Annotated in this window: 11 protein-coding genes and 1 tRNA gene; 8 read left to right on the top strand and 4 right to left on the bottom strand. The window is 43.3% G+C overall.

Annotation, left to right across the window (positions count from 1 at the left end; all coding sequences use genetic code 11):
* Positions 1 to 21 precede the first annotated feature (21 nt).
* Positions 22 to 1,320: a Gfo/Idh/MocA family protein gene (locus tag BM176_RS14105; protein WP_090104027.1), complete on the top strand. Its 1,299-nt coding sequence runs from the start codon at positions 22 to 24 to the stop codon at positions 1,318 to 1,320.
* A gap of 553 nt (positions 1,321 to 1,873) precedes the next feature.
* Here the strand turns inward: BM176_RS14105 and BM176_RS14100 are convergent.
* Positions 1,874 to 2,374, bottom strand: a complete 501-nt coding sequence (locus tag BM176_RS14100; RefSeq protein WP_090104025.1) for a GNAT family N-acetyltransferase — start codon at positions 2,372 to 2,374, stop codon at positions 1,874 to 1,876.
* A gap of 308 nt (positions 2,375 to 2,682) precedes the next feature.
* On the opposite strand from BM176_RS14100, the gene BM176_RS14095 reads away from it, so the two are divergent.
* The gene (locus BM176_RS14095) at positions 2,683 to 3,678 is read left to right on the top strand and encodes a 2-hydroxyacid dehydrogenase (RefSeq protein WP_090104911.1); all 996 of its coding nucleotides are present in this window, start codon (positions 2,683 to 2,685) and stop codon (positions 3,676 to 3,678) included.
* Between the two features lie 89 nt (positions 3,679 to 3,767).
* Here BM176_RS14095 and BM176_RS14090 read toward each other — a convergent pair.
* A tRNA-Cys gene (locus BM176_RS14090) sits at positions 3,768 to 3,838 on the bottom strand.
* A gap of 88 nt (positions 3,839 to 3,926) precedes the next feature.
* On the opposite strand from BM176_RS14090, the gene BM176_RS14085 reads away from it, so the two are divergent.
* The 4 genes from BM176_RS14085 to BM176_RS14070 all read left to right on the top strand — a co-directional run bounded on the left by BM176_RS14085 (position 3,927) and on the right by BM176_RS14070 (position 7,295).
* Entirely contained in the window at positions 3,927 to 4,805 is an 879-nt protein-coding gene (locus tag BM176_RS14085) for a nucleoside phosphorylase (protein ID WP_090104023.1), read from the top strand.
* 251 nt (positions 4,806 to 5,056) lie between these two features.
* A complete protein-coding gene (gene dapF, locus BM176_RS14080) occupies positions 5,057 to 5,845 on the top strand; it encodes a diaminopimelate epimerase (RefSeq protein ID WP_090104021.1) in 789 nt (262 codons plus the stop codon).
* A gap of 47 nt (positions 5,846 to 5,892) precedes the next feature.
* Positions 5,893 to 6,831, top strand: coding sequence for a magnesium transporter CorA family protein (locus BM176_RS14075; RefSeq protein ID WP_090104019.1), 939 nt, complete (start codon positions 5,893 to 5,895; stop codon positions 6,829 to 6,831).
* Positions 6,832 to 6,848: 17 nt separating this feature from the next.
* Complete coding sequence (locus BM176_RS14070; protein WP_090104017.1) at positions 6,849 to 7,295, top strand: NUDIX domain-containing protein; 447 nt, start codon at positions 6,849 to 6,851, stop codon at positions 7,293 to 7,295.
* 49 nt (positions 7,296 to 7,344) lie between these two features.
* On the opposite strand, the gene BM176_RS14065 is transcribed toward BM176_RS14070, so the two are convergent.
* Positions 7,345 to 8,127 carry a queuosine precursor transporter gene (locus BM176_RS14065; RefSeq protein ID WP_090104015.1) on the bottom strand — a complete coding sequence of 261 codons (783 nt, stop codon included), beginning with the start codon at positions 8,125 to 8,127 and terminating at the stop codon, positions 7,345 to 7,347.
* Between the two features lie 357 nt (positions 8,128 to 8,484).
* Here BM176_RS14065 and BM176_RS14055 point away from each other — a divergent pair, with 357 nt between their 5' ends.
* A complete protein-coding gene (locus tag BM176_RS14055; RefSeq protein WP_090104011.1) occupies positions 8,485 to 9,414 on the top strand; it encodes a glycosyltransferase family 2 protein in 930 nt (309 codons plus the stop codon).
* Positions 9,415 to 9,472: 58 nt separating this feature from the next.
* On the top strand, positions 9,473 to 11,953 hold the full coding sequence (locus BM176_RS14050) for a YfhO family protein (RefSeq protein ID WP_090104009.1): 2,481 nt from the start codon (positions 9,473 to 9,475) through the stop codon (positions 11,951 to 11,953).
* A gap of 74 nt (positions 11,954 to 12,027) precedes the next feature.
* On the opposite strand, the gene BM176_RS14045 is transcribed toward BM176_RS14050, so the two are convergent.
* Positions 12,028 to 13,032 carry a glycosyltransferase family 2 protein gene (locus tag BM176_RS14045; RefSeq protein WP_090104007.1) on the bottom strand — a complete coding sequence of 335 codons (1,005 nt, stop codon included), beginning with the start codon at positions 13,030 to 13,032 and terminating at the stop codon, positions 12,028 to 12,030.
* Between the last annotated feature and the right edge of the window lie 8 nt (positions 13,033 to 13,040).

Below are 13,040 nucleotides of genomic sequence, written 5' to 3'. Positions count from 1 at the left end.
ATCATTGAAAATTACCCACGTATGAACAATTCCAGACGAAATTTTATCCGTTCTGCATCCACTATTATGGCAGGCGCAGGACTGATTTCCGCATTCCCATCTTCTCTTAGGGCTATGGCTGCCAGTGACCGTATAAATGTAGCCGCCATCGGCATCAACGGTATGGGATGGGCAGATCTCAATGCTATTCTAAAAAATCCGTACGCACAGTGTGTAGCGCTTTGCGATGTGGATAAGAATGTATTGGATAAAAAAGTAGCAGAGCTCACCCAGAGAGGCTACAAGGTGAAGGCTTACAGCGATTACCGCAAACTGCTGGAGGATAAGGATATTGATGCTGTGATCATTGGTACACCCGATCATTGGCATTGCCTGCAGATGACCGATGCTGTTGCTGCCGGTAAAGATGTATATGTGGAAAAACCATGTGGTAATTCCATCGCTGAAATAAATGCGATGGTAGCCGCCCAGGAACGCACGAAACGTGTTGTACAGGTAGGCCAGTGGCAACGCAGTCAGCAACACTTTAAGGATGCCGTTGCTTTTGTGCATTCCGGTAAACTTGGGCAGGTACGCCTTGTAAAAGCCTGGGCTTATATGGGCTGGATGCACTCCATTCCCAAACAACCGGATGGTACGCCTCCTCCCGGTGTTGATTACAAATCCTGGCTTGGCCCTTCAGAGACAAGACCCTTTAATCCAAATCGCTTTCACTTCAACTTCCGCTGGTACTGGGATTACGCTGGCGGCCTGATGACCGACTGGGGTGTTCACTTGCTGGACTATGCCCTGTTAGGCATGAAAGCACAGGACCCTAAGTCCGTGATGGCAGCAGGCGGCAAGTTTGCCTTCCCCGATGATGCAGAAGAAACACCTGATACACTAACTACTGTTTATCAATTTGACAATTTTAATATCCAGTGGGAACATGCTATTGGTATTGATGGTGGTCCGTATGGCCGTGATCATGGTATTGCATTTATTGGGAATAATGGTACGCTGGTACTGGACCGTGGAGGATGGGAAGTAATTCCTGAAAAGGGAAAAATGGAGGCTGTCCCCAGACAAAAATCAGTAGATAACGGACTGGATCTGCATGCTGTGAACTTCCTGGAAGTAATCAAATCCCGCAAACTGGAAGATCTGCATACTCCAATTCAGGCAGGTGCACATGTAGCAACAATAGCACAGTTGGGCAACATTGCTTATAAGACAGGTAGAAAGCTAAACTGGGATGCTGAGAAAGGACACTTTGATGATAAGCAAGCAAATAAACTCCTGTCAGCACAATATCATAATGGGTATTCTTTACCTAAATAAAGATGCTATATGTATGTTAAAATGTAATACTAATTTAAGGTAATTGTTATACTATTTGAATAAATGATGTATTTCTGTGAAAGTAAAGCCTAAGTGCTTTGAACACTTAGGCTTGGGTTCTACAGGAACAAATCCCACAGAGCCTTAAGTTTTAGAGCTAAACTTACCAAATCGATAAGACCATCAAGGATTACTTTAAACCTTGATGGTTTTTTCATTTTACTCATTGCCTGATGCCGGCTGTTTTGTCAAACGCTTCCATCCTCGGGATGAGAGGCGTTTTTTTATATTCTATTAGTTTTAAGTGCGTTTATTCATTTCAGGTAGTAGCGGGCATAGCACTTTAATCGCTGCTATTTTGATAAATAAAACAGGCACATAATGTAAAGACTAACGCAGGGATTCGAAAGCAGAAGTAGGAGGTTAAGAAACATGATATTCTTGTCATAGCGGATTTACAAAGGATGTTGGGTCCATCCTACACTACAGAATATCAATATTTGTAAATGCCGTCCGCGGACGACGCTATAACAAAATATTAAATTAACGCTTCTTACAAAGCTGGTTCAGGCTTTTCTTCCTGCAACATCATTGACAGATATACTGCATCGCTGATGGGGTTATTGTAATACGCTGCAATAGGCTGAAATCCTAGTCTTGTATACAAATCGATAGCGGGAGTCATATGAGCCAGTGTATCCAGCAGCATACGTTTATAACCCAGTTCACGGCCTGCTTTAACAGCTCTGGAAGCCAGTGCCCTGCCTACTCCATGTCCTTTAAAGGCATCCTTTACGAATAACCGTTTCATTTCACAGGTAGAATTTTCAAAATGACGAACTGCCACACAACCGGCAGGTAATCCATCTACTCTGGCAAGGAATAATACACCTTCAGGTGCTACATAAGCCGGCTCCGGCAAACTAATTAACTCTTCTTCGAAACCCTGGAAGCTGAGATCTACGCTCAGCCAGTTGGCATACTCACGGAAAAGCGCTTTTACCTGATTTAATGCAGCTACATCACTCTTTGTTACTTCAACAATTTCCAACATACACTTCTTATTTAAGTCTAAAAAATACAAAAGCCTCCTGAGAGCATCAGAAGGCTTAATTCTACTTAACGTTATTGTCCAAAATCACTTACTGTAAACGATATAATTTACTCAATTAATTCATTGTCAGCACCTCATACAAGCACACATACGCCTTACTGCTCACCCTCCTAAGAAAATGGGAGGGTAACAAATATAATGAAATATCTTCAAAAAAGAAAGATCATCTTTATATTATTTCTAATTCTTAACAAGGACATAATAACAGCATGATTATTGTGCCCCTGACGGGATCATATTTTTTTGCAATGAAAGTATTTATTACAAGAGTAATACCCGACGCAGGACTGCAATTACTGCAGAATGCCGGTATCACTGTCACTCAATGGACAGAAAAAAGAGACCTTACGCCAACAGAACTGATCGATGCCTGCAAACAGCATGATGCGCTGCTTAGCTCAGGTGCCAATAACATCGATGCAAATTTTCTAAACGAATGCAAACACCTGAAAGTGATTGCACTGCTTTCCGTAGGGTACGATAATGTAGATGTGAAAGCAGCTACACAACTTAATATCCCCATCGGCAATACACCGGGTGTATTAAGCGGAGCCACAGCAGATACAGCCTTCCTGCTGATGCTTGCAGCTTCAAGAAAAGCTTTTTATGTACATAAGAAGATACTGAAAGGAGAATGGAAATTCTTTGATCCTACTACAGATCTGGGTATTGAACTGAATGGAAAAACACTCGGTATTTTCGGACTGGGAAAGATAGGATTTGAACTGGCAAAGAAATGTATGGGTGCTTATAATATGAAAGTGATTTATCACAATCGCGGTAATAACGAAGAAGCTGAAGAGAAATTAAATGCCATAAAAGTTTCTTTTGATGAACTGCTGCAACAAAGTGATGTTTTGTCAGTACACACCGCTTTAACGCCTGAAACAAAAGGGATCTTTAATACCACTGCTTTCAGTAAAATGAAACCTTCCGCTATTTTCATCAATACTGCTAGAGGATCCATTCACAATGAAGAAGATCTGAAAAAAGCACTAGAAGCAGGAACCATTTGGGGAGCTGGTTTGGATGTAACCAATCCTGAACCAATGGCAAAGGATAATCCACTACTGGACATGCCTAACGTGGCCATTCTTCCGCATATTGGATCTGCTACAGTGGATACAAGAAATGCGATGTCGGTAATTGCTGCAAAGAACACCATTGCAGGATTGGCTGGTTTGAGATTACCGCATATTGTAAATCCGGAAATATACCAGGACTGGTCAAAGATTTCCTGTTAAAAATACTGTATGGTGGAGACAAAACAATGTAAATCAATCGGATTTCTGTAAAATAAAATAAGGATTACAAAATTGTAATCCTTATTCCGAGGTTTCGAGCGGATTCGAACCGCTGTAAAAGGTTTTGCAGACCTCTGCCTAGCCACTCGGCCACGAAACCATTTTTGTTTCCCACCAATTTTGTGGGACTGCAAAAGTAGTAAATTTTCGATATTTGCCAAATCTATTTCATCATTTACTTGTTTACAATGAGTCAACGTATTCCCGAATCCGAAATGATATTGAATAGTCGAGGTGCTGTTTACCATCTCGATGTCAGACCAGAAGAGCTTGCAGACACTATTATTACGGTAGGAGACCCAGACCGTGTACCGGAAGTCAGTAAACATTTTAACCGGCTGGAAAGCACACACCAGCACCGGGAATTTGTAACGCATACTGGGTACATTGGTAAAAAGAGGGTTAGTGTAGTTTCTACCGGTATCGGTACAGACAATATTGATATTGTGCTGAATGAGCTGGATGCTCTAGTAAATATCGATTTTACCAGCCGTACCATTAAACCGGCACTCACCCGGTTACAGATCATCCGCCTGGGCACCTCCGGTGCGCTACAGGAGCATGTACCTGTAGATGGCTTCGTAGTATCCTCTCACGGCCTTGGCCTGGATAACCTGATGCCCTGGTACCTCTTCGAAAACACCTCCGATGAGAAATCACTGCTGGCAGCCTTCCGTGAACAGGTCCGCTTACTACCTGGTACTGCCAGTCCTTCGCTATTCAGTGCTGCACAAAACCTGGCTACACAATTTACCAATGGCTTTCACACAGGCATCACTGTTACCTGCCCGGGATTTTATGCGCCACAGGGCCGTGCGCTGAGAGGGCCACTCTCCCACCCCTTGTTACTGGAACAACTCACTGGATTTCATCACGATACGCACTATATCTCCAATTTTGAAATGGAAACATCCGGTATTTACGGATTAGGCCGTGTTTTAGGACATGAATGCCTGTCAATCAGTGCGATAGTAGCAAACAGAGTACGGCAGGAATTCAGCAAAGATGGGGCAAAAGCAGTAGACAACCTCATCAGGACATCATTGGAAATCATAGAAAAATTATAAACTTATCCTGATTAGAATATCTCGCCCGGGCGGGATATTCTAATCCTTCTCCTGAGATCTACGATTCTACATCAATTCAGTGCATTTATTATTTCCAAGGGATTGAAATCCGATAGAGATTCGTTCATCCTACGTTCATCCTACGTTTAAAAACGAAGGATGAACGTAGGATGAATGAATCTCTATCCTATCTCTACCTTATCTCTACCCTTCCTCCTCTATATATCAATAAATTCTTACTTTTGCGCATTATGTCAGCAATTCACTTTTACAAATACCAGGGTACCGGCAACGATTTTGTGATCATGGACAACCGGAACGGCGCTTATAATAACCTTACGGAAGAGCAGGTACACCACCTGTGCGATCGCCGCTTTGGTATTGGTGCTGATGGATTGATGCTACTGAACAACCAGGAGGGCTACGACTTTGGTATGAAGTACTACAACGCAGACGGACGGGAAAGCAGCATGTGTGGCAATGGTGGCCGCTGCCTGGTAGCTTTTGCCCGCAAAATGGGCCTCAAACAGGAACTCCTCCGCTTCCTGGCCGTTGATGGTCCTCATGAAGCCTCCATGAAAGGCGAAGACTGGGTGAACCTGAAAATGCAGGATGTAGACGGTGTGGAAATAGGCTCTCTTTACTATTATCTCAATACCGGCTCCCCTCACTTCGTGAAATTCACTGATGATGTGCAGGCGCTGGATGTTTATACACAAGGTCGCGAGATCCGCTATAACGATCGTTTTGCTAAAGAAGGTACTAATGTGAACTTTGTCCAGAACATGGATAAAGGCATTTTCGTACGGACTTATGAGCGTGGTGTGGAAGATGAAACTTACTCCTGCGGTACCGGCGTTACAGCTGCTGCATTAATGACAGCCCAGGAAGAAAAAGAATATGTAGTGCCCGTACAAACCCTGGGAGGCTCGCTGGAAGTACGTTTTACAAAAACCGGTGAACGATCTTACAGCAACATTTGGCTCTGCGGCCCTGCTACCCTGGTCTATGAAGGAGATATCAATGCGGCTGTTAAATAAAGATTAATAGCCGGCTTCGATCATTAATTATTCTACCTTTGCGGCCGATGATTCAATATTTCAAAAACATAGACGCACGTACAGTAGAAATTACAAGCCCTGAAAATGGCGCCTGGGTGAATATTACCCCTCCGCTGAAACAATCAGAGTTCGAACAACTGTCTGAAGAACTGGAAATCCCGCTGGACTTCCTGACGGACTCTATGGATATTGATGAGAAATCACGTTATGAGCTGGAAGATAATGTCAAGCTCATCGTCATCAAAACACCCACAGAAAATAATTCTATCAACGAAAGCGATGCGTATTACATTACCATCCCTATCGTTATCATCCTCACACATAATCAGATTTTAACAGTCAACTCGTTTGATAATGCGGCTATCAACCGTTTCCTGAATACCTTCCATAACCGCCATCCCGAAAAGCGGAATATGATGGTATTGAAGATTTTCGAGAAGGTAACCATGAACTTCCTGGATTATCTGAAAGAAATCAACCAGCGCAGGAATATGCTGGAACAAAAACTATATGCCAGCAACAGGAATGAAGAACTCCTGTATATTATGCGGATCCAGAAAAGCCTGGTGTATTTCCTTACTGCCCTCCGCAGTAATGAACTATTGCTGATGAAGCTCGAACGTACTAATTTCCTGGGACTGAATGAAGATGAGAAAGAGTTTCTGCATGACCTGATCGTTGATACATCGCAGGCATTGGAAATGGCCAATATTTATACAAACATCCTCAGCAGTACCATGGATGCCTTTGCCAGCATCATTTCCAATAACCTGAACCTGGTGATGAAACGCCTCACCTCCATTACCATAGTACTTACCTTTCCTGTACTGGTGGCCAGTGTATACGGGATGAACGTAGAAATTCCCTTTGCCCATTCTGCGCATGCCTTTTATATACCGGTGATCCTCTCCATCGTTATTTCTGTGATTATGAGCTGGTACTTCATGAAAAAGAAATGGTTCTAACGTTCAAATTGTAATGTATGTTTAATGTTCGCGTGTATGGTATAATGATGAATGAGCAGAAACAAGTGCTTGTAAGTGATGAATACATCCGTGGAGGATATTATACCAAATTTCCCGGCGGTGGGCTGGAATTCGGGGAAGGTACACTGGAATGCGTGATACGGGAATGGCAGGAAGAACTAAACCAGCAAATAGAAGTAGTAGAACATCTTTATACAACCGATTTCTTCCAGATCTCTGCTTTCGACAATCATACACAGATCATCTCAATCTATTACCTGGTAAAACCGGTTTCGCCTTTTACCGCACCAATACTCGCGGCACCATTTGACTTCACCATTCCTGAAGGGGTTACTGAAGTAGAAGGAGTACGCTGGATTAGTTGGGAAGACTTTTCCTCAGCTACTGTTACTTTACCAATAGATAAAGTAGTGGCCGATCTGGTGAAAGTAAAATATGTATAGGTCAGATGCCTCTGATTCTTCGAAGCATCTGACTATAGAAAATAAAATATCATTCCAATTCCTTACCCATTGCTGCCGCCTTCATCTTCGCAGTTGTCTCTGCCCCCAGGTAACGTTCTATGCGATGTTCAATAAAATAGATCAACGGTGTTAATAATATGGCTACAGTAAATTTGTATATATAGTTCACCAGGCAAATTGCCAGAACCAGTTGCCAGCTCCAGTCTTTCCCTATCTTAAATGCTATAAACAATACGATAAAGCTGTCTACCAGTTGAGATACAATTGTAGATCCTGTAGCACGCAGCCATACATATTTTTCTCCGGTAACTTTCTTGATCCGGTGAAATATTGTCACATCCACGATCTGACTCACCAGGAAGGCTGTAATACTACCAATGATGATCCACATTCCCTGTCCGAAAATACCATTGAACGCACTCTGCATATCTGGCACTCCATCCTGAACACCAGTGCCTAACCAGAACTCAGCTGCCGGTACATGGATAGATACATAAAACATCACAAAAGCATAGGCGATAAGGCTGACAGCGATATAAGAAATACGCCTTACTGCCTTTGGGCCATAATATTCATTCACAATGTCTGTCAATACAAATTCCAGCGGCCATAACAGCACTCCACAGGTGAGGCTAAAGGATAACCCACTCTGTCCGAAGAAGGTAAATGTGTGTACCGGCAGGCCCAGGAGCTTCTCAAGTGAAAAGATTTTCCCACCAATGCATTCAGCTATTAATGCATTGGCTACAAAGAAGCTGCAGAAAAAAAGAAATAATTTGGTTGGGCGGTCTTTAAGTATATTGTTGATCATCAGAATAGAAAGAAAAATTGTGACAGTAAGATAATAAGATTTATTATAAATAAATACGGGGGCAGTTCCTTCCAGATCTTTTTTTGCCGGATCAGCATGACAGTGGCTATTATAAGCGTTATTATATTCAAAGGAAAGGCAACCATCATCCCCAGCGGAATAATGCTTTTTATGATCGATTCAAACCCCTTGCTCATATTTATGTAACGGGAGAACTGCACCAGCAAAAAACACAGGTTGCAGATAAAAGCCAGCTTTAAAAGGAATCGTAACCTGCCCATATTGAAATTTCGGATAAATTACAGTTATTTTGCTTTCCTTGATCAGAATCACAAATAAAAATACCCGGAGAGACACATGCAGATAGTTATATCAATCGTCATTTGTTCATATAACAGGGAGGCCTATATTATACAGGCAATAGATAGCCTGTACAAACAGGATGTTGACAAACAGCGGTATGAAGTGATCGTCGTGGATAATAATAGTCAGGATGATACTGCTTCCAAAGTGAAGGATTACATTGCTTCCCATCCGGATATGCAGCTGTATTACCACCTGGAAAAACGTCAGGGGGCTTCCTATGCACGTAATACAGGTGCGGATTTGTCCCACGGACAACTGATCTGTTGTATGGACGATGATGCGGTAGCAATGCCCGGATACCTGACCAATATTATCAGTTTTTTTGAACAGCACCCGGATGCGACTGGCCTCGGTGGCAGGATCATTCCCCGTTATATTCCGTCAGAACCCAAGTGGATGTCGCACTACGTGTCTTCCCTGGTGGGCAATTTCGATTACAGTCCGGTTACAAAACCATTCGACAACGGTCGTTATCCGTTGGAATCCAATATGATAGTGCGCAGGGAAAACTTCTTTGCAGTAGGAGGATTCAATACCAGCCTGCCCGGAGTAAAAGGTACCCTTCGTATTGGTGGAGAAGGAAAAGAATTCTTTTACAAGCTGATCTCCAAAGGAGGAATCATCTATTATGATCCCGAAGTGATTGTACATCACGTTGTGGAAGTAAAGAAACTGACATCCGAATATATGTACAGAGTAGCTTCTGGTATAGGCAGAGGGGAAAAAGTACGGATGCAGACAGCAGGCCCCGGAGCAGTGTATAAGAAGGGATTGGAATATCTTTTTAAGCTGGGCGCTTCTGTGCTGATAGGCAGCTGGTATCTCTTACAGGGTAAACCGGCTAAATCATGGCCTGTGATCCAATTCCGTATAGATGTACTGAAAGGATTTATGGAGCCGGTGCATCTGCCATCAAACTGATAATATATAGGGTATAATATATTATCTTTATTCACTTATTAACTCAAGCGTCACGCATATGAAACCTGATTGGTTTAAAAAACTGCTGCCTCACATAATAGCAATAGGCGTTCTGCTTTTGCTGGCGGTACTCTATTGCAAGCCTGTACTGGATGGTAAAGTGCTTAGTCAAAACGATAACATTCAGTGGCAGGCAATGGCCAAACAATCGCTTGACTATAAGGCCACTCATGGGCACACTCCATTATGGACTAACAGAATGTTTGGCGGGATGCCGGCTTACCAGATAGCACTGGAATCCAATGCTCCTTTTAACATTGCCACTTTTAACAGTCTTTTCACACTCTGGTTGCCTAAGCCGATCCACTTCCTGTTCCTGGCCGCTCTGGGCTTCTACTTCCTGAGCTATGTACTTAGAGTGCGTTCCTGGATTGGGGTATTGGGTGCCATCGCTTACGCATATTCTACTTACGATCCGGTGATCATAGGTGCAGGACATGATACCAAAATGATGGCCATAGCATATCTGCCGGCTGTACTGGCGGGCATCCTGTTACTGGTGCAAAAGAAATACCTGCAGGGCCTTGCTGTGACCACCCTTTTTATGTCACTGCTTATTGCCATGAACCACCTCCAGGTAACTTATTACTTCTTTTTACTGCTGGCGATTCTGGGAATTGTGTTTGCGGTTGTCTCCATTCGTAGTAAAGATTTCAAACACCTTATACTCACAGGCGCGCTGGTGGTAGTCGCGCTGATGATCAGTGTTGGGGTAAATACCATGAACCTCTGGACTACCTACGAATATTCCAAGGAAACAATCCGTGGTGGTAAATCTGAACTGACACAGAATGCAGCCGCTACCAAGGGCAGCGGATTGGATAAAGAATATGCTTTCCGCTGGAGCTATGGGGTCTTTGAATCTTTCACCTTTATGGTACCTAACCTGTATGGTGGTAGCTCTCAGGGGCCACTGACAGAAGGTTCTGAAACATATAAAACGCTGAAAGGATTACAGGTACCAGATCAACAGGCAGCACAAATGATAAAAGCCTGGCCACTCTACTGGGGCGATCAGCCCGGTACTTCCGGACCGGTATACCTTGGTATCATCACCTGTTTGCTGGCAATACTGGGATTTCTACTCATTGAATCATGGCATAAATGGTGGCTGCTGGCTATTACCATATTGGCGCTCCTGATGTCATGGGGTAGCAATCTTTCCTGGTTTAACTATACCCTGTTCGATTATCTTCCTTTCTATAATAAGTTCAGGGCTCCTTCCATGATCCTGATTATTCCTCAGCTCACGTTTGCCATTTTCGCGGTATTGGCATTACAAAAGCTGGTAGAAAATAATAATAATAAACAGGCCCTCTATAAACCGCTGAAACAGGCGGGTATGATCACTGGTGGTATCCTGGTGCTATTGCTGCTGCTGTCTGCCACACTCTCCTATTCCAATGCAGGAGATGCAGCCATGCAATCCCAGTTTGCGCAGATGGCTGGCGGAAATACTACCGTGGCAGATTCTCTGATGCATGCGCTGCATGCCGACCGGGCTTCCATTTACCGTAACGATGTGCTCCGTGCTATTGCGCTGGCAGCAATCGCCTACTTCCTGATGTTCTATTACCTGAAGGGTAAAATAAAGATGCAATGGCTGGCCGGTGCGATTGTGGTATTAATGCTATTCGACCTGCTACAGGTAGATACACGTTACCTGAACAGCGACAGCTATGTGGAACAACTGAAATATAACCAGGAATTTTCACCGTCTGCCGTAGATCAGCAGATCATGCAGGATAAGGATCCTTACTTCAGGGTATTTAATCTTACCCGTCAGGATCCATTCAGTGATGCAATGACATCCTACTACCATAATTCCGTAGGAGGATATCATGCTGCAAAACTCACGCTATATCAGGATATCATCGAACATCAGCTGAGCCGTAATAATCTCCATGTACTGAACATGCTGAACGCACGGTATGTAATAGTTCCGGGACAGCAGGGACAGCCTGTTGTACAGCGTAATCCTGAGGCACTCGGTAATGCCTGGTTTGTTAAAAATATCCAGTGGGTACCAAATGCTGATGCTGAAATGAAAGCACTGGACGAATTAAATACACGCGATACAGTAGTGATAGACCAGCGTTATAAATCTTTAGTGAAAGGCGAACCTGTATTTGACAGTGCAGCTTCTATAAAACTGTTGAAGAATGATGTGGATGTAATATCCTATACATCTTTGTCTAAAACACCACAGTTTGCCGTATTCTCTGAAGTATACTATAAAGAAGGCTGGAAAGCATACATTGACGGTCAGCCAGCAGATTATTCCCGTGTGAATTATGTACTCCGTGGGATGTCCGTTCCTGCCGGCAATCATACGATTGAATTCAGATTTGAACCTAAATCTTATTTCCTGGGTGAGAAGATCTCATTCGGAAGTACATTACTGGTATTAGTATTACTCATTCTTTCTGCTGTAACAGCATTCTTAAATAGCAGGAAAAAAGAACCGGTTAAAGCGTAAGTTCTTCTAAAAACATAAAATAAAAACCCGGCTCTGAAATCGAGAGCCGGGTTTTTATTTTATGTTTTTAGAAACTATAGTACTTTATAAAAATGTGGTTTGTTCCGTATTATGGTAGGCGTTAACCACCATAACATTGCAACGTTCTTTGCCAGTACGCCAACCTTTTGAATATGTCTGAAAGGATTGCGCAATCGTATCAGACCTTCAATGATACTCCCAAAGAAAAATACTGGTACAGCGAAAGTATAATTCAGCAAAAGCACAAAATACCATCCTACTCCAAACTGCTTACGTACACGTAAATGATTCGATAACATCATCTGTAACCCTTTGCGGTCGAACAATCCGTAGTATCCTTTTTCTGCTGAATCAAATGCCTCCCCGGTTGTTTCTCCCTGAAGGTGAATCACGTTGATATCCCCGTAAATAGCGAGTATTCCCAGTTTTTTAATCCGGCTGCACCACTCCACCTCTTCTGCAAACAGGAAAAAATCTTCATCCATATAACCAGCCTTTTCAAGTGTACTGCGTTTCACCATCAGGAAAGCGCCGCTGATCCAGTCTACTTCATGTACAGCCTTCGCTTCCTGCACGTTGGGCACCTTTGTATTCAGGCGATAGCCTACCCAGCGTAATAATCCACCCCAGTAAGGTAATGGCAGCAGGTGATTGAGTCCTCCTTTCATGAAATAGTTGCCGGAGATCTGCGGAGTAAGGTCTGGATTCAGCAGCTGTACGCCGCAAGCAACATGTCCGCTGGCAGCAAACCGCTGTACAGAGCGGTCAAGAGCCCTGTCAAGGATCAGGGTATCGGGGTTCAGTAATAACAACAGATCGCCTTTAGCAAGACGCATACCCGCATTATTAGCGCGGGAAAAACCGCTGTTATAGCCCATATCCAGCGCCGTGATAGAGGGATGTGCCTGTACAATCTGTTGCAGGCTGCCGGCCGCAGACTGATTATCTACTACAATGATTTCATAGCTGATGTCCTTAGTTTCCCTTAAAACGGAATCAATGCAATCTATGATAAGCTGATGGCTGTTATAGTTGACGATGATAATGGATAATTGCATAGTTTACC

The organism is Chitinophaga sp. CF118, from assembly GCF_900112615.1.
Classification (GTDB): domain Bacteria; phylum Bacteroidota; class Bacteroidia; order Chitinophagales; family Chitinophagaceae; genus Chitinophaga.
This window is presented reverse-complemented; position numbering and strand designations above follow the sequence as displayed.

Bases quoted from the DNA above. Each gene is read 5' to 3' on its own strand.
- BM176_RS14070 (WP_090104017.1), top strand. From the start codon at position 6,849: ATGTTTAATGTTCGCGTGTATGGTATAATGATGAATGAGCAGAAACAA.
- BM176_RS14050 (WP_090104009.1), top strand. From the start codon at position 9,473: ATGAAACCTGATTGGTTTAAAAAACTGCTGCCTCACATAATAGCAATA.
- BM176_RS14055 (WP_090104011.1), top strand. From the start codon at position 8,485: ATGCAGATAGTTATATCAATCGTCATTTGTTCATATAACAGGGAGGCC.
- BM176_RS14100 (WP_090104025.1), bottom strand. From the start codon at position 2,374: ATGTTGGAAATTGTTGAAGTAACAAAGAGTGATGTAGCTGCATTAAAT.
- BM176_RS14075 (WP_090104019.1), top strand. From the start codon at position 5,893: ATGATTCAATATTTCAAAAACATAGACGCACGTACAGTAGAAATTACA.
- BM176_RS14045 (WP_090104007.1), bottom strand. From the start codon at position 13,032: ATGCAATTATCCATTATCATCGTCAACTATAACAGCCATCAGCTTATC.
- BM176_RS14065 (WP_090104015.1), bottom strand. From the start codon at position 8,127: ATGATCAACAATATACTTAAAGACCGCCCAACCAAATTATTTCTTTTT.
- BM176_RS14105 (WP_090104027.1), top strand. From the start codon at position 22: ATGAACAATTCCAGACGAAATTTTATCCGTTCTGCATCCACTATTATG.
- BM176_RS14085 (WP_090104023.1), top strand. From the start codon at position 3,927: ATGAGTCAACGTATTCCCGAATCCGAAATGATATTGAATAGTCGAGGT.
- BM176_RS14095 (WP_090104911.1), top strand. From the start codon at position 2,683: ATGAAAGTATTTATTACAAGAGTAATACCCGACGCAGGACTGCAATTA.
- dapF (WP_090104021.1), top strand. From the start codon at position 5,057: ATGTCAGCAATTCACTTTTACAAATACCAGGGTACCGGCAACGATTTT.